Below are 19407 nucleotides of genomic sequence, written 5' to 3'. Positions count from 1 at the left end.
TGCCTTAGTTGTAAGTGTCTACCATGTCCCCGAACAAGTGTTCACTATGTCCCCGGACCGTACAGTGGGAGAGGGCTGGGGTGAGGGCATCAGGCCGCACAAAGCGAACCTAACCCAACGCCTGAATCGCTTTCTCCAGCGCCTCGCGCAGCAGGTGGCGGTCGTGACGATATTTAATATCGCTGGCTTCCAGCGGCTCCTGCACCACTACGCGATCGCCAATCCCTGTCACATCCACTTTTGGCCCAACCACGACACCGTCGATAATTTTCTTACCGACGTACTGCTCCATCAGGTCCAGCTTGTCCGCCAGCGACAGGCTCGCCGCTGCCGGGCTCAGCTCACGGCCCAGGTTACCGATATAGACCATCGGGGCAGGGGTGCGACGTAGCGCCTGCGCCAGCTCTTTTACCAGCAGAATGGGCATCAGGCTGGTATAAAAACTGCCTGGACCGATCAGGATAAGATCCGCTTCACCAATGGCCTCTACCGCTTCTCGCGTGGCGGGCACGCTCGGATAGGTCATCAACTCCGTTGGCGGCAGGAGGAGCTGGTCAATATTCACCTCGCCGTAAACTTCATGCCCTTCGGCATCGATTGCCATCAAGTCAACCGGTTGTTCAGACATGGGGATCAGGAATGCGTCCACCTTGAGCAGATTACGGATTAAGTTGATGGCTTCCAGAGGCCGTACGCTCAGGTGATCCAGCGCCTTTAACATCAGATTTCCGAGGTTATGCCCGGAAAGTTCGCCATTGCCGCCAAAACGGTACTCAAACATCGCCGACGCGACGCTCGGCTCGGTAATTAACTGGTTCAGGCAGTTGCGCATATCTCCCCAGGCAATGCCGCCTTCAGCCCGCCTGATCCGCCCGGTTGAGCCGCCGTTGTCGGTGGTTGTCACTATCCCTGTCAGTCGTGAGCCCAGTGACGACAAAGAGGACATGACGCGGCCCAGGCCGTGGCCTCCGCCAAGAGCGACCACTCGGTCAAGATCCGCAAAAGTGCGATTGCGCATACGTATTCCTTATCACGTTCGATCGCGTAACAGTAACCTAACTACCCCCAAAAGACGATGCCTCACCCAATGCAAAATGACGTATATCAATGCGAAAATGCGGTTTTTAGGTATTCTGTAGCGAAAATGCAGGACTGAATCGATATATAAATAATTATATAGCGAAAAGCGACAATGGCGGAGTGTCGATTTCCACGCTACTATCGCCATAACCACGTTTTCAAAACTGAAAACATACACTCTAGCCCTGGCGCCTGTGTCGAATGATATGGCGCCCTGGCCGTGGCGGATTTGCCACCAGGGTACAGAAAGAAATGACTGTGCCTCCCGATCTGGAAAGGTGTACATGGCTTCACAACTTACTGATGCTTTCGCGCGTAAGTTTTACTACTTGCGTCTGTCGATTACCGATGTGTGCAACTTCCGTTGCACCTACTGCCTGCCCGATGGCTACAAGCCGGGCAGCGTCACCAATAATGGCTTTCTCTCCGTGGATGAAGTGCGCCGCGTCACGCGTGCGTTCTCTGAGCTCGGTACCGAAAAAGTCCGTCTGACCGGTGGCGAACCCTCCCTGCGCCGCGATTTCCCCGACATCATTGCCGCCGTTCGCGAAAACGAACGCATCCGCCAGATCGCGGTGACCACCAACGGTTACCGCATGGCGCGTGACGTGGCCAACTGGCGCGACGCTGGCCTAACCGCGATCAACGTCAGCGTGGACAGCCTTGATGCTCGGCAGTTTCACGCCATTACCGGTCAGGACAAGTTCCGCCAGGTGATGGACGGCATCGATGCGGCGTTTACCGCCGGGTTCATAAAAGTCAAAGTCAACACGGTGCTGATGCGCGACGTAAACCACCATCAGCTGGACACCTTCCTGGCGTGGATTAAATCCCGTCCCATTCAACTGCGTTTTATCGAGCTGATGGAAACGGGCGAGGGCAGCGAACTGTTCCGCCGCCACCATATTTCCGGCATGGTGTTGCGCGATGAGCTGCTGAAACGCGGCTGGATCCACCAGATCCGCCAGCGCAGCGACGGCCCGGCACAGGTCTTCTGTCACCCGGATTACGAAGGCGAGATTGGGCTGATCATGCCCTATGAGAAAGACTTCTGTGCCAGCTGCAACCGCCTGCGCGTCTCTTCCGTCGGCAAACTCCATCTCTGCCTGTTTGGCGACGGTGGCGTGGATCTTCGCGATCTGCTGGAAGACGATGCGCAGCAGGCCGCGCTTGAAGCGCGCATTTCTGAAGCGCTGACGCACAAAAAGCAGACCCACTTCCTGCATCAGGGCAATACCGGCATTACTCAGAACCTGTCCTACATCGGCGGGTAATCAGTCTTTAGAAGGAACCAGAAGATGAGTCAGGTCAGCGCAGAATTTATCCCGACACGCATTGCTATTCTTACCGTTTCCGACCGCCGTGGCGAAGAGGATGATACCTCCGGCCACTGGCTGCGCGAGGCGGCCCATGACGCGGGGCATCACATCGTCGATAAAGCGATCGTGAAGGAGAACCGCTACGCCATTCGCGCGCAGGTCTCTCAGTGGATCGCCAGCGATGAGGTGCAGGTGGTGCTGATCACCGGCGGCACCGGCTTTACCGCAGGCGATCAGGCGCCTGAAGCGCTGATCCCGCTGTTCGACCGCGAGGTGGAAGGCTTCGGCGAAGTGTTCCGCATGCTCTCCTTTGAAGAGATTGGCACCTCCACGCTGCAGTCGCGCGCGGTGGCCGGCGTGGCAAACAACACGCTGATTTTCGCCATGCCGGGCTCGACCAAAGCCTGCCGCACCGCATGGGAAAATATTATTGCCCCGCAGCTGGATGCCCGTACCCGTCCGTGTAATTTTCATCCCCATTTGAAGAAGTAAACTATGTCACAACTGACCCACATTAACGCCGCTGGCGAAGCGCATATGGTGGATGTCTCCGCCAAGGCCGAAACGGTGCGCGAGGCGCGTGCTGAGGCATTCGTCACCATGCTGCCGGAGACGCTGGCGATGATTATCGACGGCAGTCACCATAAGGGCGACGTCTTTGCCACCGCCCGCATCGCCGGTATTCAGGCTGCAAAACGGACCTGGGACCTCATCCCGCTCTGCCATCCGCTGATGCTGAGCAAGGTGGAAGTGAACCTGCAGGCGCAGCCGGAGCACAACCGCGTGCGTATTGAGTCCCTCTGCCGCTTAACCGGCAAAACCGGCGTGGAGATGGAAGCCCTGACGGCGGCCTCCGTCGCCGCGCTGACCATCTACGACATGTGCAAAGCGGTGCAGAAAGATATGGTGATTGGCCCGGTTCGTCTGCTGGCAAAAAGCGGCGGCAAATCCGGTGATTTTAAGGTGGACAGCCATGATTAAGGTGCTCTTTTTCGCCCAGGTGCGTGAGCTGGTCAATACCGACAGCCTGACGCTGGACGCCTCTTTTGAAAACGTCGCCGCCCTGCGAGCGCATCTGGCGGCACAAAGCGACCGCTGGGCGCTGGCGCTCGACGAAGGCAAGCTGCTGGCGGCCGTTAACCAGACGCTGGTGGAGTTCACCCACCCGCTGACTGAAGGGGATGAAGTGGCCTTCTTCCCGCCGGTCACAGGGGGCTAAGATGGCTGAAACCCGAATTCTGGTCGGTCCCGAGCGCTTTAACGTCGGTACAGAATATGACTGGCTGGCGGAGCGCGATGAAGACGGCGCGGTCGTTACGTTCACCGGTAAAGTGCGTAACCACAATCTCGGCGACAGCGTAAAAGCGCTGACGCTGGAGCACTATCCGGGCATGACGGAGAAATCGCTGGCGGCAATTGTGGATGAAGCGCGAGGCCGCTGGCCGCTCGGGCGGGTCACGGTGATCCACCGCATCGGCGAGATGTGGCCCGGCGAAGAGATTGTCTTTGTCGGCGTGACCAGCGCGCACCGCGGTAGCGCCTTTGCGGCAGGGGAGTTCATTATGGATTACCTCAAAACCAAAGCGCCGTTCTGGAAGCGCGAAGCCACGCCGGAAGGCGAGCGCTGGGTGGAATCTCGCGACAGCGATAAACAGGCCGCCAGCCGTTGGTAGTCGGTTTACGTGGATGTGTTACTCTTAACGTGTGTGTCTTCTTAACCTTAATCAGGAGTGAATCATGGACCGATTTCCGCGTTCCGATTCAATAGTACAGCAGACCCGTAGCGGCCTGCAGACGTATATGGCTCAGGTGTACGGCTGGATGACGGTCGGCCTGCTGCTTACCGCGTTTATCGCGTGGTATGCGGCGAACACGCCTGAACTGATGATGTTTATCTTCTCCAGCAAAATCACCTTCTTTGGGCTGATTATCGCGCAGCTTGCGCTGGTGTTTGTGCTTTCTGGCCTGGTTCAAAAGCTGAGTGCCGGAATGGCGACCACGCTGTTTATGCTCTATTCGGCGCTGACCGGTTTGACGCTCTCCAGTATTTTCATCGTCTACACCTACTCCTCCATCGCCAGCACCTTCGTGGTGACCGGCGGGATGTTCGGCGTGATGAGCCTGTACGGTTACACCACCAAACGTGACTTGAGCGGCTTAGGTAATATGCTGTTTATGGGGTTGATCGGGATTGTGCTGGCATCGCTGGTGAACCTGTGGCTCAAGAGCGACGCGCTGATGTGGGCCGTGACCTATATCGGGGTGGTGGTCTTTGTCGGGCTGACGGCCTATGACACTCAGAAGCTGAAAAACATCGGCGAGCAGATTGACGTGCGCGACAGTTCCAACCTGCGCAAATACTCGATTCTGGGCGCGCTGACGCTGTATCTGGATTTCATCAACCTGTTCCTGATGCTGCTGCGGATTTTCGGTAACCGTCGCTGAGGTTGCTTTGCCGGGTGGCGGTGCGGTCTGGTGCCCTCACCCTGACCCTCTCCCACGGGAGAGGGAACAAACACTAAAAACGCAACAAAGTTGCCGTTTTGCTTTTATTTCGCCATTGCCTTCTCATTTTTCGCCCGTAACTTTTTCGCCCGGCTCTCCAGCACCAGATAACAGACCGTTGCCAGCGCCAGCGGCAGGAAGTAATAGAGCATGCGGTAGGCGAGCAGGGCGGCAATAATCGTCCCCTGTGAAACATGTTCTCCGGCCAGCAGCGCGATAAACACCGCCTCCAGCACACCAATTCCCGCCGGAATATGCACGATAACCCCGGCGATACTGCTCACCAGCAGCACGCCCAGCACGAAGAAGTAGTTCACGTCCTCGCCAATCAACAGCCAGATGATCGCCCCCATCGCCATCCAGTTGGCGCTGGATACCGCCATCTGCAGCACCGCGAACTTCCACGACGGCAGTACCAGTTTCTGCCCTTTAATGGTCATATGGCGGCGTTTGGCAAAGGCGCAGGCCCACAGATACACGGCGATGATCAGCAGCAGCACGATGCCGAGAATGCGCAGCGTGGCCTCGTCGATATACCAGTGCGCGGGCAGCTGCACCACGCCGATGGTGAAAATCACCCCTCCCAGCAGAATGTACCCCAGCCAGTTGGTGGTGATACTCAGCGAGAAAATGCGGGTGATGGTGCCACCCGGCAATCCGAGGCGTGAGTACAGGCGATAGCGCATGCCGATGCCGCCCACCCAGGTGCTCAGCGTCAGGTTGAAGGCGTAGCAGATAAACGACACCAGCATCACCTGACGTTTAGCCAGCTTGTGGCCGCAGTAGGCACGACCCAGCAGATCATAGCAGCCGTACATCAGGTAGCTTATGATAACCAGCCCTACGGCACCCAGCAGCACCAGCCGGTTATAGTTGCGGATAACCTTCCACACCTCTTCCCAGTCCACTTTCTGCGCGTATACCACCAGCAGTACCGCGACCGCAATAAAGAATACCCAGGTGAGGATTTTTTTCGCCAGCCGCCAGCGAGGATGAGATTTTGACATCAGGGTTTGCCTCCATCTTCCGCTTCAACGCGGTCCTGGGTTTCCATTTCAGGTTGTATCGGCGGATCAACCTGCGCCAGCTTTGGCGTATGCGCCGGCAGCCAGCCGACCATCGCTGGGAAGTGGCGCAGGAAGTGGAACACCACCACGCCGATGCCAACGTTCCACCAGCTCCGTTTCGGCACCATGGACTCATCCACCCGTACGCAGTCCTTATGGATAAGTCCCTGAAGATTATCCCGCAGGGTCTGGTTAAACTGACGGTCGTGGATGATCAGGTTCGCTTCCAGGTTAAGCGACAGGCTCAGCGGATCGAGGTTACTGGAGCCGACGGTTGCCCAGTGGTCATCCATGACGGCCACTTTGCCGTGCAGCGGGCGGCGGCGGTATTCATATATCTGCACGCCGCTTTTCACCAGGTAGCGGTAGAGCAGGCGCGCGCCCACCTTCACAATCGGCATATCCGGCTCGCCCTGCACAATCAGTTTAACGCTCACGCCGCGTCGGGCCGCGTTGCGCATGGCGTGCAGAATACGGTAGCCGGGGAAGAAATAGGCGTTGGCGATAATCACTTCGCGCTTCGCATTGGCAAGCATCTTCAGGTAATGACGTTCAATATCGTCCCGATGCTCCTCGTTGTCCCGCCAGACAAACAGCGCCTGCGCTTCGCCGGGCTTGCGGTTCTCTTCCGGGCGATGACGGCGTCGCCACCAGCGGCGAGCGGCCTCTTTACCGGGCAAGTTTTCCAGCACGAACAGCTGGATGTCCTGAACCACCGGTCCCTCAATGCGGATCGCGTAGTCCTGCTTGGCCTCCGGGCCGTAATCCGACATATGCTCGGCGGAGTAGTTAATGCCGCCCACGAACGCCACCGTTTCGTCCACTACGACGATTTTGCGGTGCATGCGGCGGAACAGGTTGGTGCGCATGCCGAACAGACGCGGACCGGGATCGTAATAGCGGAACACCACGCCGGCGGCGGTGAGCTCGTTAACAAATTCATCGCTAAGATCCGGCGAGCCATATCCATCGAGCAAGGCCTCGATTTTTATCCCGCGCCGGGCGGCATGCAGCAGTACGCTGTGCAGCTGCCTGCCAACGTCGTCTTCAAACCAGATAAACGTTTCAAGGTAGACTTTCTGCTGTGCGTGGCTAATCGCCTCAAAGACCGCCGGATAAAAGTTATCGCCGTTTTCCAGCAGCGTAATACGGTTACCTTCCTGCCAGGTGCATTTCATAAGTGGATCTCCGCGCTCAGCGGGGCATGGTCGGAAAGATGTCGCCAGTTCAGTAACGCCAGCGCCGTCGGGCTGCTGGCATGCGCATTTTTCACGTAGATGCGGTCCAGGCGCAGCAGGGGGAAGCGCACCGGAAACGTCCGTGCGGGACGACCATGTGCCCGGGTGAAAATTTCCTCCAGTCCCGCTTTGACCTTCAGCGGATGGTTGGCGCGCTGCCGCCAGTCGTTAAAATCCCCGGCGACCACCACGGGTTCGCCTTCCGGCAGCGCATTGGTCCAGTCCGCCAGCATCTGCAGCTGCGCCTGGCGGTGGGCTTCACGCAGTCCGAGATGAACGCAGCCCACGTGAACCGGAACGTCAAGTTCCGGCGGCGTGATGCGGCAGTAAAGCAGCCCGCGCTTTTCGCTCTCCCCGACGGAAACGTCCCGGTTCTCATAATGTTCTATAGGAAAACGCGACAGCACCGCATTACCGTGATGGCCTTCCGGATAGACCGCGTTGCGGCCGTAGGCGTAATCGCTCCACATGGTGTCGGCCAGGAATTCATAGTGCGGCGTATCGGGCCAGTTTTCGAAATGCATGGGGTGTACCTCGTGCGCGCCCATCACCTCCTGCAGGCAGACAATGTCCGCGCTGACGGTGCGTACCGCGTCGCGCAGCTCCGGTAAAATGAAGCGGCGGTTAAATGCTGTGAAGCCCTTATGAATGTTTATCGTCAGCACCTTAAGCGAGAAATGCTGCGTTTTTTTGCTCATAAACACCTTCCTGGGTGACTATCCCGATGAAAATAAAGTGTAGTCGGCGTCACAAAAAGATGCGGCGTTACGGAATTTTCCGTAAAGTGCGGTAGTCTGATTAAGCAGAGAAAAATCCTTCAGGAGAGAAGCCATGAAGTGGCAACAACGTGTTCGTGTCGCAACGGGTTTGAGTTGCTGGCAGATAATGTTGCATTTACTGGTCGTGGCCGTACTGGTGATGGGCTTGATGAGCGGCACGCTGGTGCGTGTTGGCTTAGGGCTATGCGTCCTCTATGGCGTCACCGTGCTGTCGATGCTGTTCTTACAGCGCCACCATGACGCGCGCTGGCGCGAAGTGGGTGATGTGCTCGAAGAGCTCACCACCACCTGGTACTTTGGTGCCGCGATGATCGTGCTGTGGCTGCTGTCACGCGTGCTGCAAAACAACCTGCTGCTGGCCTTCGCGGGTCTGGCAATCCTTGCAGGGCCAGCGGTAGTGTCGCTGCTCACTAAAGAGAAAAAGCTACGCAATGTTGCGTCTAAACATCGCATAGGCCACTGACCCCGTCGTGGCCGCTATGACCAGTAGCGGCCACAAACTTCCCCAGACAATGTCCAGACTCGCATCCTTCAGATAGATCTGCTTGGTGATATCCGTAAAATGTCGAATCGGGTTTATCCACGTTAAATCCTGCAGCCACACCGGCATGTTCTCGACGGGCGACACGTACCCGGAGAGCAGAATCGCTGGCATCATAAAGACGAATACCCCGATAAACGCCTGCTGCTGCGTGGAGCAGAGCGCTGAAATCAGCAGCCCAAACCCCACCAGCGACAGCCCGTAAATCACCATCGTGAAGTAAAACAGCGCCAGCGATCCGGCGAACGGGATCTCGTAGGCCCAAATTCCCACCCCCAGCACGATGGTAGCCTGGAAGGTGGCGACGATCAGCGCTGGCACCGCTTTGCCAACGAAAATCTGCCAGGTGGCGAGCGGGGAAACCAGCAACTGATCCAGCGTGCCCTGTTCGCGCTCGCGGGCCACGGACAGGGAGGTCACGATCATCACCCCGATGGTGGTGATCATGGCGATCAGCGACGGCACCACAAACCACTTGTAGTCCAGATTCGGGTTGTACCAGTTGCGCACCACCAGCTCGCTGTTATTGGGCTTCGGTTTGCCCTCCATCAGCTCCTGCTGATACTCCTTCACTATCTGCTGCAGGTAGTTGGCCGCTATCTGGGCGCTGTTGGAGTTGCGCCCGTCGAGGATCAGCTGCATTGGCGCGGTCTGGAAGGTATCCAGATTGCGGGAGAAATCCGCCGGAAAACGCACCAGCAGCAGCGCTTTTTGCGTGTCGATAGTGGGCTGGATCTCCTGCGGGCTTTTCAGCAACAGGATGTGGGTAAAGGCCTTCGCCCGGGCAAAACGCTGCGTCAGCTCGACGGCGTGTTTGCCGTTGTCTTCATTATAAATGGCAATGGTGGCGTTAGTTACCTCAAGGGTGGCGGCAAACGGGAACAATAAAACCTGAAGCAGCACCGGCAGCACCAGAATGGCGCGGGTTTGCGGCTCGCGCAGCAGGGACTGCAGCTCTTTGCGGATCAATGTCCATAAGCGGTGAAACATGTGCGCTCCTTAATCCAGTCGCCGTTTGGTTTTCAGCCACGTCAACCCGATAAACATCACCGCCGACGCCAGCAAAAACAGGGTATTGATAATCAGCACCACCGGAATATTCCCCGCCAGGAACAGGCTTTGCAGCGTGCTCACGAAGTAGCGCGCCGGAATGATGTAGGTCACGGCGCGGATCACCGCAGGCATGCTGTCTATCTGGAAGATAAACCCGGAGAGCATAATCGATGGCAGGAAAGCGGCGTTGAGCGCCACCTGCGCGGCGTTAAACTGGTTGCGGGTGATGGTGGAAATTAACAGCCCCATCCCCAGCGTGCTGAGTAAAAACAGGCTGGTGATAAAGAACAGTACCACCAGCGAGCCGCGATACGGCACGCCAAGAATAAAGACCGCGACCAGCATGCAGAGCAGCATCGCCAGCATGCCGAGGAAGTAGTAGGGGATGAGCTTGCACAGCAGCAGCTCAACCCGCGTCACCTCGGTGGAGAGCAGCGCCTCCATAGTGCCGCGCTCCCACTCGCGGGCGATGACCAGCGAGGTGAGGATCGCGCCAATCACCGTCATAATGATGGTCACCGCCCCCGGAATAATAAAGTGCTGGCTGATGGCGGCGGGGTTAAACCAGTAGCGCGTCTGCACATCGATGAGCGGTTCAAACGTCTCGCCCCGGTCTTCGGCGCGCTGCATCTGCCAGAGCTGCCAGATCCCCTCCGCATAGCCCTGCACGAAGTTGGCTGTGTTCGGCTCGCTGCCGTCGGTAATCACCTGAATCGGCGCATCGGCGCCCGGGCGCGCCATGTTGGCGGCGAAATCCACCGGGATGACGATCAGGCCGCGAATTTTCCCGGCCTGCATTTTCTGAATCAGTTCCTGCCGGTTGTCGCTGACGGTGGCGTCAATGTAGGGTGAGCCGGTCATGGCATGGGTGAAGTCCAGCGCCTCTTCGCTCTGCTGCTCCAGCAAAATACCGACCCGCAGCTTGCTGGAGTCGAGGTTAATGCCGTAGCCAAAAATAAACAGCAGCAGCAGGGGGATCACCACCGCAATCAGCCAACTGCTGGGATCGCGCACGATCTGCCGCGTCTCTTTGATGCACAGGGCGCGCACCCGGCGCCAGGAAAGGGCGTTACTGCGCATGAGCATTCTCCTTATCCCAGTCGTGGATGAGGGTGATAAACGCCTGCTCCATGGTCGGGTCTGGCTGTGCGTCGTCGGCGGCCTGCGCTTTCAGGTCATCCGGCGTGCCGTGGGCAATCAGCTTGCCGCGATAGACCAGCCCGATGCGGTCGCAGTATTCCGCCTCATCCATAAAGTGGGTGGTGACCATCACGGTCACGCCTTTTTCCACCATGCTGTTGATGTGCAGCCAGAACTCGCGGCGGGTGAGGGGATCGACGCCTGACGTAGGTTCATCAAGAAACAGGATATCCGGCTCGTGCATCAACGAGCAGGCCAGCGCCAGACGCTGCTTAAAGCCGAGCGGCAGCTCGTCGGTGGCGTGGGACGCAATATTCGTTAACCCGAAGGCGTCGCTCATGCGGCGGATTTTTTCATTCTGCGCCCGCCCGCGCAGGCCGTACACGCCGGAGAAAAAGCGCAGATTCTGCTCGACCGTCAGGTTGCCGTACAGCGAGAACTTCTGCGCCATATAGCCGAGATGCTGGCGCGCCTTGCCGGAGCTGACTTTAAGATCCATGTCCAGCACCAGCGCCTTGCCGGACGTCGGAACCAGCAGGCCGCACATCATTTTAAAGGTGGTGGATTTTCCCGCGCCGTTCGGCCCGAGCAGGCCAAATATCTCGCCGCGCTTCACCGCAAAGTTGACGTTGTCGGTGGCGGCGAAGTCCCCGAATTTTTTGGTGAGCGATTTTGCTTCGATAACCGTTTCGCCCGGCGTGCCTTCCACCGTGTGCAGGATTGCGCCAAGGGGCGATTCCGATGTGCCTGCACCGCCCAGCAGATCGATAAACGCATCTTCAAAGCGCGGGGCGGTCTCGTCCATTTCAATCTCAGGCATGCCCGGCGCATGGCGAATATCGTCGACGGTGGCCTCTTTTTTGAGGATCACGCGCACCGAGCGGCCCTGAATCATCCCGTCGCTCACCTGCGGCAGCTTCAGCACCCGCTGCAGCAGCCTGCGGTTGGACTCCTGCGGGCTGTGCAGCAGAAAACTGCGCCCGGCCATGGTGTGCGTAAGCTCGGTCGGTTCGCCCTGATAGAGCAGTTCGCCCTCGTTCATCAGCAGCACGTCCCGGCACTGCTCCGCTTCGTCGAGGTAGGAGGTGCTCCAGAGGATCAGCATCCCGTCGCCCGCCAGCTCGTGCACCATCTGCCACAGCTCGCGGCGGGAGATCGGGTCCACGCCGACGCCGGGCTCATCGAGCAACAGCACCTTCGGCTCGCCCACCAGCGTACAGGCCAGCCCCAGCTTCTGCTTCATCCCGCCGGAAAGCTTGCCCGCCAGCCGGTCGGTGAACGGGCCGAGGGAGGTAAATTCGAGCAGTCGGGCGAAGGTTTTTTGCCGGGTTTCACCGGTGACGCTGCGCAGGTCGGCGTACAGATTGAGGTTCTCCATCACCGTCAGATCTTCGTACAGGCCAAACTTCTGCGGCATATAGCCGAGCATGGCGTGGAGCGCGCCGTCGTCTTTTATCGGGTCAAGGCCAAGCACGCTGGCCGAGCCTTCATCCGGCTTCAGCAGCCCCGCCAGCATCCGCATCAGCGTGGTTTTGCCCGCGCCGTCCGGGCCCACCAGTCCGGTCACGTAGCCTTTCTGAATGGTGCAGTTCAGCGGCGCGACCGCCGGTTTATCCATTCCGGGGAAGCGTTTGACCAGATTGTTGAGCTGGATAACCGCATCATTCATGTCGTTCCCCGTCGTTTAAGGTCACGGTAACAGGCATGCCCTGACGCAGCGCGTCGTCCGCGTCGGTGACGATGATGCGCAGACGGTACACGAGGTCGGTACGCAGATCCGGCGTTTCAACGGTTTTCGGCGTGAATTCGGCGGTAGGGGAGACAAAGCCCACTTTGCCGTGATACGGCTTGTCCGGGCGACCGTCGGTATAGAGCAGCAGCTCGCGGCCCGGCTGCATCTGGCCGAGATTCGGCTCATCAATGTAGGCCCGCACCCATACCGGACGGGTTAAGGACAGCGTCAAGACGGTGCTGCCCGCGCTGAGCATGCTGCCCGGCTCTACCGCGCGGGTCATCAGCGTGCCGTCAGACGGGGCGGTTAAGATAGTGTCGCGCAGATCCAGCTCCGCCTGAGCCAGCTGCGCCTGCGCCTGCTCGAGGCTGGCCTTCGCCTGGGCGATGTCCTGCTCGCGGTTACCGGAGCGGTACTGGCTTAATTTATCCTGCGCGGATTTCAGCGTCGCCTGCGCCTGGTCGCGGGATGAACGCGCGTTTTCCAGATCGTTGGCGGAAATGGTGCGGCTTTTCCACAGTCCCTGCTGGCGGTTATAGAAGTTCTGCGCGTAGTCGTAGGCGGCTTTGGCCTGCTTAACGGCGGCAGCGGCCTGGGCAATCTCCTCATCGCGATAGCCCGCCAGCATCAGGTCATACTGCGCCTGAGCGACGGAGACGCCGGCTTTTGCCTGCATCAGCGCATTCTCAAAGGGGGCTTTATCCAGCACGCCCAGCGTCTGCCCGGCTTTGATGGCGTCGCCTTCGTCAACGCTCAGCGAGGCGAGACGTCCGCCGACGCGGAAGCTCATATTCACCGTGCGAATATCCACGTTACCGTACAGCGTCAGGCCCCGATCCTGCTGGCTCTGATACCACAGCCAGCCACCGATTCCCGCGGCAAGCAAAACAACAACCACCAGAACGATGGCGACAGGTTTTTTCATCACTTCAGGCTCCTTTGCGTTAAGCCTTGCAGGATCAGATCGAGATGACAGGTGATGACCTGGCTAATCTGCGCGGCTTTATCCTCATCGAATTGTGCCCAGCCCGTGCGTAACAGGATGGTTTCACGCCCCAGACGGAAGGCGAGAATTTCGCCCAGCAGGGCGTGGGTATGCAAAATGGTGTCGGTATCGCTGGCGTCCCGCCCGGTGTAGGCGGCAATCAGCCGGGTCAGATGGGTGTGCATCGGGGCAATCACCTGATCGTGTACCAGCTGATAAGCGGCAGTGGGGGAGAGCTGCTCGCGGGAGATAAATTTGCTCAGGTTGAGCGTATCGTCGTGCGTCAGCAGGCGGATCATATTGTGGCAGGCATTGAGGATAAGTTGCCTGATAGCGGTACGATCCGGCGTCGGCTGGCTCAGCAGCGCGGTGGCCTCCTCAACGTGCGGGCGAAAATTGTTGCCAATAAAATCGGCAATCCACTGGGCGCAGGCGAGGTATAAATCCTCTTTTGAGCCAAAATAGTAGGTAATGGCCGCAATGTTTTGCCCGGCCTGGGCGGCGATATCCCGCGTGGTGGCATGCAGGCCATACTCGCCAAACTGCGCCAGCGCGGCGGCGATAAGCTGGCTTTTGGCCTGTTCACCTTTGGTTGTCGTCGGTGTCGTATTCATGTCGGCATTAAAAATTAATCAATCGATTGATTAAAATTATACCTGAATCGCTAAATCGTCGAGGGATACGACAGGGATATTTTATGCGCCACGTCACAAAAGCTGCTACACTCCGCACCTTCGCGACATTGTGGTTTTTGTCCTTCTATTCGTGATATCTCCCTGAAAACTACACCTGTGATGGTCGGGGCGGTTCGGAGTTTTTATGTCTTTTGATTCCCTTGGCCTGAACCCGGAAATTCTGCGCGCGATCGCAGAGCAGGGCTACGTTGAGCCAACCCCTATCCAGCAGCAGGCTATTCCGGCCGTGCTTCAGGGCCGTGACCTGATGGCCAGCGCCCAGACCGGCACCGGTAAAACCGCGGGCTTTACCCTGCCGCTGTTAGAGCTACTGGTAAAAAACCAGCCGCACGCCAAAGGCCGTCGTCCGGTGCGCGCGCTGATCCTCACCCCAACCCGCGAGCTGGCAGCCCAGATTGGCGAGAACGTGCGTGAGTACAGCCGCTATCTCAACATACGCTCGCTGGTGGTTTTCGGTGGCGTGAGCATTAACCCGCAGATGATGAAGCTGCGCGGCGGCGTGGACGTGCTGGTGGCAACGCCGGGCCGTCTGCTGGATCTGGAACACCAGAACGCGGTGAAGCTCGACAGTATTGAAATTCTGGTGCTGGACGAAGCCGACCGCATGCTCGATATGGGCTTCATTCATGATATTCGTCGCGTGCTGGCGAAGCTGCCGCCGCGTCGCCAGAACCTGCTCTTCTCCGCGACCTTCTCCGATGAGATCAAGGCGCTGGCGGAAAAGCTGCTGCATAACCCGCTTGAAGTGGAAGTGGCGCGCCGCAACACCGCTTCCGAGCAGGTGACGCAGCACGTTCACTTTGTGGATAAAAAGCGCAAGCGGGAGCTGCTCTCTCAGATGATCGGTCAGGGCAACTGGCAGCAGGTGCTGGTCTTTACCCGCACCAAGCACGGCGCGAACCACCTGGCGGAACAGCTGAATAAAGACGGCATCCGCAGCGCGGCGATCCACGGTAACAAGAGCCAGGGCGCGCGTACCCGCGCGCTGGCGGACTTCAAGTCCGGCGACATCCGCGTGCTGGTGGCGACCGACATCGCTGCCCGTGGCCTCGATATTGAAGAGCTGCCGCACGTGGTGAACTACGAGCTGCCAAACGTCCCGGAAGATTACGTTCACCGTATCGGTCGTACCGGCCGTGCGGCAGCAACAGGTGAGGCGCTCTCTCTGGTCTGCGTGGACGAGCACAAGCTGCTGCGCGATATCGAACGTCTGCTGAAGAAAGAGATCCCGCGCATCGAAACCCCGGGCTATGAAGTGGACCCGTCCATCAAAGCCGAGCCGATTCAGAACGGTCGTCAGGGTGGTGGTCGCGGTCAGGGCGGCGGTGGTCGCGGCCAGCAGCCGCGTCGTGCTGAAGGTGGCGCGCCGAAGTCATCCGGCAAACCGCCGCGTCGTAATAACGACGGCAAGCCGGCGGGTGAAAGCCCGTGGCGCAGCGGCGAAGGGAAACCGGCAGGCGAGGGGCAGCGCCGACGCCGCCCGCGCAAGCCTGCTAACCCGCAGTAATCTGGAAGCCCGGTCGTGAAGCCGGGCTTTTCTTTTTGCGACGGCGAAGAGAAAGTGCCACAATAGTGGCTGTTTATACAGTATTTCAGGTTTTCCAATGGCTTTAACCGCGGCGCTGAAAGCGCAAATAGGCGCCTGGTATAAGGCGCTTCAGCAGCAGATCCCCGATTTTATCCCCCGAGCGCCGCAGCGGCAGATGATTGCCGACGTGGCAAAAACGCTCGCCGGGGACGACGGGCGACATCTGGCGATTGAAGCCCCGACCGGCGTCGGGAAAACCCTGTCGTATCTCATTCCCGGCATCGCCATCGCGCGGGAAGAGGACAAAACGCTGGTGGTCAGCACTGCGAACGTGGCCTTGCAGGATCAGATCTTCAGCAAAGATTTGCCGCTGCTGCGCAAAATCATCCCCGATCTCCGCTTCACCGCCGCCTTTGGGCGCGGGCGCTACGTCTGTCCGCGTAACCTGGCGGCGCTGGCCAGCAGCGAGCCCTCGCAGCAGGATCTGCTCGCCTTTCTGGATGACGAGCTGACGCCAAACAACAAAGCCGAGCAGGAGCAGTGCGCAAAGCTGAAAGCCGAGCTCGACGGCTATAAGTGGGACGGCCTGCGGGATCACACCAGCCTGGCGATTAGCGACGACCTGTGGCGCAGGCTCAGTACCGATAAAGCAAGCTGCCTGAACCGCAACTGTCACTACTACCGGGAATGCCCGTTCTTCGTCGCGCGGCGCGAAATTCAGGAAGCCGAAGTGGTGGTGGCTAACCATGCCCTGGTAATGGCGGCGCTGGAGAGCGAAGCGGTGCTGCCGGAGCCGAAAAACCTGCTGCTGGTGCTCGACGAAGGCCACCATCTGCCCGACGTGGCGCGCGACGCGCTGGAGATGAGCGCAGAAATTACCGCGCCCTGGTTCCGCCTGCAGCTGGATCTCTTCTGCAAGCTGGTCGCCACCTGCATGGAGCAGTTCCGGCCAAAAACCACGCCGCCGCTCGCGGTGCCGGAGCGTCTGAGCGACCACTGTGAAGAGGTCTATAGCCTCATTTCCTCCCTGAACACCATCCTGAACCTCTATCTTCCTGCGGCCCAGGAGGCGGAACACCGCTTTGCGATGGGCGAACTGCCGGACGAGGTGATGGAGATTTGCCAGCAGCTGGCGAAGCATCTGGAAAAGCTGCGCGGGCTGGCGGAGATGTTCTTAAACGATCTCAGCGAGAAAACCGGCACCCATGACGTTGTTCGCCTGCACCGCATTCTGCTGCAGATGAACCGTGCGCTCGGAATGTTCGAAGCCCAGAGCAAGCTCTGGCGGCTGGCCTCGATGGCGCAGGCGTCGGGCGCGCCGGTCACCAAATGGGCCACGCGTGAAGTGCGCGACGGCCAGGTCCACCTGTTTTTCCACTGCGTGGGCATCCGCGTGGCCGATCAGCTGGAAAAGCTCATCTGGCGCAGCGTGCCGCACGTGGTCGTGACCTCCGCCACGCTGCGCTCCCTGAACAGCTTCTCGCGGCTGCAGGAGATGAGCGGCCTGAAAGAAAAAGCGGGCGATCGTTTTGTCGCGCTGGATTCGCCGTTCAACCACTGCGAGCAGGGCAAGCTGGTCATTCCGCGCATGAAATATGAGCCGCTTATCGACAACGAAGAGCAGCACATTGCGGAAATGGCGGCCTACTTCCGCGAGCAGGTGGAGAGCAGAAAGTACCCCGGCATGCTGGTGCTGTTTGCCAGCGGACGGGCGATGCAGCGTTTTCTGGAACATGTGACCGACCTGCGCCTGCTTCTGCTGGTCCAGGGCGACCAGCCCCGTTACCGGCTGGTGGAAACCCATCGCAAGCGCATCGATAACGGCGAGCGCAGCGTGCTGGTGGGGCTACAGTCCTTCGCGGAAGGGCTGGATTTGAAGGGGGATTACCTGACGCAGGTGCATATCCATAAGATCGCCTTCCCGCCTATCGACAGCCCGGTGGTGATCACCGAAGGCGAATGGCTGAAGAGCCTCAACCGCTATCCGTTTGAGGTGCAAAGCCTGCCTGCGGCGTCGTTTAACCTGATTCAGCAGGTCGGGCGCTTGATCCGTAGCCACGGATGCTGGGGCGAGGTGGTGATTTATGACAAACGTCTGCTCACCAAAAACTACGGCCAGCGGCTGCTGAATGCGCTGCCGATCTTCCCGATCGAGCAGCCGGAGGTGCCGGAAGTAAAAAAACGCCCGGCAAAACTGGCTGCCGGGCGTCGAAAAAGCCTCCGTGCTAAGGGGCGCGGTCCTACTGGTAAGTGAATGTCACCTGAATCACGCTGCTGAACGTACCCGCGCTCACCGGCATGGAGGTGGCGTAATAACGTGCGGAAAGCGGAAACGTGGCCGTGTGGTCACTCGGATTAATGGCGACGTTAAAGGCGGCCTGTGGGGCAATGAGTATCTTGTCCTGACGGTCAGCCAGCTCCAGCGCCAGCCCTTTCGCGCTGCCTATATTGGCAAATTTTGTCGGGTGCGCGCTGTCTGCCTGGCCGTAGAAATAGGCGGTGGCGAGGGCAAGCGTGGCCGGACAATGCGACACCGAAAGGGAAAAGTCTTTCCACTCGCCGGTATCGCCTACATCTTTAAAATTGCCCGACACCGCCTGACCTAAATCTACCGTCAGGTTGCGGCTGGCACTGTCTACGACGCAAGTATTAGCGTAAATATTACCCGTCATCTGGATCTGGATATCATCCGCGTTAGCGTACGATGTCAGACCCAACAGCAGAATTATCAGTATTTTTTTCATGGCAGTTATTTATAGGCGAGAGTGAGGGTGGCGACCGTGTTCGCCGGGCCAGGGAGAACCTCCGGTTGCGTTTGCATGTAACGAACCTGGAACGGGATCTCCAGCGTTTCATTGGCTTCTGCCGGGCGCTGGGTGCTGACGTAGTTGTCGAAGGTGGCGATGTTGCCGTCAAACAGCATCCTGACGCCCACCCCTTTTGCCGCTCCGCTCTCGGGGGTCAGTTTTATCACCCCTTCAAATCCCTCTTCGTACCCGTTCGCACTGGTGATCTTCACTTCCGGCTGTACGGTAGTATTACAGTTCACGCTAACGTTGAATTCCTGAGCGGGTTGGGAGAGCGTACCCACGCCGATAAAGTCGCTCACCGGGAAATCGCCCAGGTCGATGGTGAGGTTTTTTGGCAGCACAGAACATGTGACGGTTTGCAGGTTGATGTTTCCGGCGTAAGCGATATGGTTTGGCGAGCCGATCCCTTCATGGCCGAAGACGCCGATGCCAAATTCAGTTTGTGATTGCACCAGCGTACCGGACGTCACTTCGCTACTGGTTTTAACCAGTTCCAGCGTCACATCAAAATTGAAGGACAGTTGCCCGTCATCTGAGACATAACCAATGGGCATGGCGCGCGAGTCGCACTGAATGCCACCTGCACCGCTGATTCGCTGCCCTTTGTCATTCATCAGCGCGATACCGATGCCTGGTACGCCGGAATCATAGACACCCTTCATGCCGGGGATTTCAGCGCCGGTACCGTAATAGCAGGCGACGATTTCCAGCCCGCTGTCGATGGATTGATCGCAGTGCCCCGCAACATGCGCCGTCTGTTCAGTTCCGGGAATGGTTTCGCCCACCGCAAGCGTGGTCGGAACTGAAATCGAGGCGACGTTAATCATCTTCGGCATATCCGGCGTGGAACAGGTGGCCTTTGCATGCGGCATAAATAATGCCGCGGTGCCCAGAATCAGTAAGAAAAAGCATTGTTTTATCATTTGCATAGTCGT

20 protein-coding genes and 1 riboswitch are annotated in these 19407 nt (G+C 58.6%); of the genes, 9 read left to right on the top strand and 11 right to left on the bottom strand.

All coding sequences use genetic code 11. The annotated features are described in order from the left end of the window. Positions 1-109: 109 nt before the first annotated feature. Entirely contained in the window at positions 110-1018 is a 909-nt protein-coding gene (gene yvcK / locus IM314_RS20970; protein ID WP_028012420.1) for a uridine diphosphate-N-acetylglucosamine-binding protein YvcK, read from the bottom strand. A 225-nt stretch (positions 1019-1243) separates the two neighbouring features. Beyond that, a riboswitch (molybdenum cofactor riboswitch) is annotated at positions 1244-1377 on the top strand. Here yvcK and moaA point away from each other — a divergent pair. The 6 genes from moaA (at position 1365) to IM314_RS20940 (ending at position 4844) form a co-directional block, all read left to right on the top strand. Beyond that, complete coding sequence (gene moaA, locus IM314_RS20965) at positions 1365-2354, top strand: GTP 3',8-cyclase MoaA (RefSeq protein WP_193359327.1); 990 nt, start codon at positions 1365-1367, stop codon at positions 2352-2354. (Overlaps the previous riboswitch by 13 nt.) A 24-nt stretch (positions 2355-2378) precedes the next feature. After that, positions 2379-2891 carry a molybdenum cofactor biosynthesis protein B gene (gene moaB, locus IM314_RS20960; RefSeq protein ID WP_023292963.1) on the top strand — a complete coding sequence of 171 codons (513 nt, stop codon included), beginning with the start codon at positions 2379-2381 and terminating at the stop codon, positions 2889-2891. A gap of 3 nt (positions 2892-2894) precedes the next feature. Then, positions 2895-3380: a cyclic pyranopterin monophosphate synthase MoaC gene (gene moaC, locus IM314_RS20955; RefSeq protein WP_008501142.1), complete on the top strand. Its 486-nt coding sequence runs from the start codon at positions 2895-2897 to the stop codon at positions 3378-3380. Beyond that, positions 3373-3618, top strand: coding sequence for a molybdopterin synthase sulfur carrier subunit (moaD, locus tag IM314_RS20950; protein ID WP_045259953.1), 246 nt, complete (start codon positions 3373-3375; stop codon positions 3616-3618). Before moaC ends, moaD begins: the two co-directional genes overlap by 8 nt. Position 3619: 1 nt before the next feature. Continuing rightward, complete coding sequence (moaE, locus tag IM314_RS20945) at positions 3620-4072, top strand: molybdopterin synthase catalytic subunit MoaE (RefSeq protein ID WP_041910729.1); 453 nt, start codon at positions 3620-3622, stop codon at positions 4070-4072. A 64-nt stretch (positions 4073-4136) separates the two neighbouring features. Beyond that, positions 4137-4844, top strand: a complete 708-nt coding sequence (locus IM314_RS20940) for a Bax inhibitor-1/YccA family protein (protein ID WP_010428846.1) — start codon at positions 4137-4139, stop codon at positions 4842-4844. A gap of 104 nt (positions 4845-4948) precedes the next feature. On the opposite strand, the gene IM314_RS20935 is transcribed toward IM314_RS20940, so the two are convergent. The 3 genes from IM314_RS20935 to IM314_RS20925 are packed head-to-tail and all read right to left on the bottom strand — an operon-like array spanning position 4949 to position 7907. Next, entirely contained in the window at positions 4949-5911 is a 963-nt protein-coding gene (locus tag IM314_RS20935; protein ID WP_193359328.1) for a YbhN family protein, read from the bottom strand. After that, positions 5911-7149: a cardiolipin synthase ClsB gene (clsB, locus tag IM314_RS20930; RefSeq protein ID WP_193359329.1), complete on the bottom strand. Its 1239-nt coding sequence runs from the start codon at positions 7147-7149 to the stop codon at positions 5911-5913. Before clsB ends, IM314_RS20935 begins: the two co-directional genes overlap by 1 nt. After that, entirely contained in the window at positions 7146-7907 is a 762-nt protein-coding gene (locus tag IM314_RS20925; protein WP_041910727.1) for an endonuclease/exonuclease/phosphatase family protein, read from the bottom strand. The genes clsB and IM314_RS20925 overlap by 4 nt, the downstream gene beginning before the upstream one ends. 133 nt (positions 7908-8040) lie before the next feature. On the opposite strand from IM314_RS20925, the gene IM314_RS20920 reads away from it, so the two are divergent. Continuing rightward, a complete protein-coding gene (locus tag IM314_RS20920; RefSeq protein WP_193359330.1) occupies positions 8041-8451 on the top strand; it encodes a YbhQ family protein in 411 nt (136 codons plus the stop codon). Here the strand turns inward: IM314_RS20920 and IM314_RS20915 are convergent. From IM314_RS20915 to cecR, 5 genes are read right to left on the bottom strand one after another with little or no spacing between them, the layout of a single operon-like run. Further along, a complete protein-coding gene (locus IM314_RS20915) occupies positions 8413-9519 on the bottom strand; it encodes an ABC transporter permease (RefSeq protein WP_041910726.1) in 1107 nt (368 codons plus the stop codon). The genes IM314_RS20920 and IM314_RS20915 overlap by 39 nt on opposite strands. Positions 9520-9528: 9 nt before the next feature. Then, positions 9529-10662, bottom strand: coding sequence for an ABC transporter permease (locus IM314_RS20910; protein WP_028012430.1), 1134 nt, complete (start codon positions 10660-10662; stop codon positions 9529-9531). Further along, positions 10652-12391 (bottom strand): ATP-binding cassette domain-containing protein, encoded by a 1740-nt coding sequence (locus tag IM314_RS20905; protein ID WP_193359331.1) that lies wholly within the window; start codon positions 12389-12391, stop codon positions 10652-10654. The genes IM314_RS20910 and IM314_RS20905 overlap by 11 nt, the downstream gene beginning before the upstream one ends. Then, positions 12384-13379 (bottom strand): secretion protein HlyD, encoded by a 996-nt coding sequence (hlyD, locus tag IM314_RS20900; protein WP_188245782.1) that lies wholly within the window; start codon positions 13377-13379, stop codon positions 12384-12386. Before hlyD ends, IM314_RS20905 begins: the two co-directional genes overlap by 8 nt. Beyond that, positions 13379-14053 (bottom strand): transcriptional regulator CecR, encoded by a 675-nt coding sequence (gene cecR, locus IM314_RS20895; protein WP_028012433.1) that lies wholly within the window; start codon positions 14051-14053, stop codon positions 13379-13381. Before cecR ends, hlyD begins: the two co-directional genes overlap by 1 nt. 205 nt (positions 14054-14258) lie before the next feature. On the opposite strand from cecR, the gene rhlE reads away from it, so the two are divergent. Both rhlE and dinG read left to right on the top strand, forming a co-directional pair. Further along, the gene (rhlE, locus tag IM314_RS20890) at positions 14259-15641 is read left to right on the top strand and encodes an ATP-dependent RNA helicase RhlE (protein ID WP_028012434.1); all 1383 of its coding nucleotides are present in this window, start codon (positions 14259-14261) and stop codon (positions 15639-15641) included. Between the two features lie 97 nt (positions 15642-15738). Continuing rightward, a complete protein-coding gene (gene dinG / locus IM314_RS20885) occupies positions 15739-17916 on the top strand; it encodes an ATP-dependent DNA helicase DinG (RefSeq protein WP_041910723.1) in 2178 nt (725 codons plus the stop codon). Here the strand turns inward: dinG and IM314_RS20880 are convergent. Beyond that, positions 17903-18406, bottom strand: a complete 504-nt coding sequence (locus IM314_RS20880; RefSeq protein WP_047362738.1) for a fimbrial protein — start codon at positions 18404-18406, stop codon at positions 17903-17905. The genes dinG and IM314_RS20880 overlap by 14 nt on opposite strands. Positions 18407-18411: 5 nt before the next feature. After that, positions 18412-19401 (bottom strand): fimbrial protein, encoded by a 990-nt coding sequence (locus tag IM314_RS20875; protein WP_045630918.1) that lies wholly within the window; start codon positions 19399-19401, stop codon positions 18412-18414. Between the last annotated feature and the right edge of the window lie 6 nt (positions 19402-19407).

This window comes from Enterobacter cloacae complex sp. P42RS, assembly GCF_014930595.1.
GTDB lineage: Bacteria > Pseudomonadota > Gammaproteobacteria > Enterobacterales > Enterobacteriaceae > Enterobacter > Enterobacter bugandensis.
This window is presented reverse-complemented; position numbering and strand designations above follow the sequence as displayed.

Excerpts from the sequence above, each read along its gene's own strand:
- yvcK (WP_028012420.1), bottom strand. The coding sequence starts at position 1,018 with ATGCGCAATCGCACTTTTGCGGATCTTGACCGAGTGGTCGCTCTTGGC.
- moaA (WP_193359327.1), top strand. The coding sequence starts at position 1,365 with ATGGCTTCACAACTTACTGATGCTTTCGCGCGTAAGTTTTACTACTTG.
- moaB (WP_023292963.1), top strand. The coding sequence starts at position 2,379 with ATGAGTCAGGTCAGCGCAGAATTTATCCCGACACGCATTGCTATTCTT.
- moaC (WP_008501142.1), top strand. The coding sequence starts at position 2,895 with ATGTCACAACTGACCCACATTAACGCCGCTGGCGAAGCGCATATGGTG.
- moaD (WP_045259953.1), top strand. The coding sequence starts at position 3,373 with ATGATTAAGGTGCTCTTTTTCGCCCAGGTGCGTGAGCTGGTCAATACC.
- moaE (WP_041910729.1), top strand. The coding sequence starts at position 3,620 with ATGGCTGAAACCCGAATTCTGGTCGGTCCCGAGCGCTTTAACGTCGGT.
- IM314_RS20940 (WP_010428846.1), top strand. The coding sequence starts at position 4,137 with ATGGACCGATTTCCGCGTTCCGATTCAATAGTACAGCAGACCCGTAGC.
- IM314_RS20935 (WP_193359328.1), bottom strand. The coding sequence starts at position 5,911 with ATGTCAAAATCTCATCCTCGCTGGCGGCTGGCGAAAAAAATCCTCACC.
- clsB (WP_193359329.1), bottom strand. The coding sequence starts at position 7,149 with ATGAAATGCACCTGGCAGGAAGGTAACCGTATTACGCTGCTGGAAAAC.
- IM314_RS20925 (WP_041910727.1), bottom strand. The coding sequence starts at position 7,907 with ATGAGCAAAAAAACGCAGCATTTCTCGCTTAAGGTGCTGACGATAAAC.
- IM314_RS20920 (WP_193359330.1), top strand. The coding sequence starts at position 8,041 with ATGAAGTGGCAACAACGTGTTCGTGTCGCAACGGGTTTGAGTTGCTGG.
- IM314_RS20915 (WP_041910726.1), bottom strand. The coding sequence starts at position 9,519 with ATGTTTCACCGCTTATGGACATTGATCCGCAAAGAGCTGCAGTCCCTG.
- IM314_RS20910 (WP_028012430.1), bottom strand. The coding sequence starts at position 10,662 with ATGCGCAGTAACGCCCTTTCCTGGCGCCGGGTGCGCGCCCTGTGCATC.
- IM314_RS20905 (WP_193359331.1), bottom strand. The coding sequence starts at position 12,391 with ATGAATGATGCGGTTATCCAGCTCAACAATCTGGTCAAACGCTTCCCC.
- hlyD (WP_188245782.1), bottom strand. The coding sequence starts at position 13,379 with ATGAAAAAACCTGTCGCCATCGTTCTGGTGGTTGTTGTTTTGCTTGCC.
- cecR (WP_028012433.1), bottom strand. The coding sequence starts at position 14,053 with ATGAATACGACACCGACGACAACCAAAGGTGAACAGGCCAAAAGCCAG.
- rhlE (WP_028012434.1), top strand. The coding sequence starts at position 14,259 with ATGTCTTTTGATTCCCTTGGCCTGAACCCGGAAATTCTGCGCGCGATC.
- dinG (WP_041910723.1), top strand. The coding sequence starts at position 15,739 with ATGGCTTTAACCGCGGCGCTGAAAGCGCAAATAGGCGCCTGGTATAAG.
- IM314_RS20880 (WP_047362738.1), bottom strand. The coding sequence starts at position 18,406 with ATGAAAAAAATACTGATAATTCTGCTGTTGGGTCTGACATCGTACGCT.
- IM314_RS20875 (WP_045630918.1), bottom strand. The coding sequence starts at position 19,401 with ATGCAAATGATAAAACAATGCTTTTTCTTACTGATTCTGGGCACCGCG.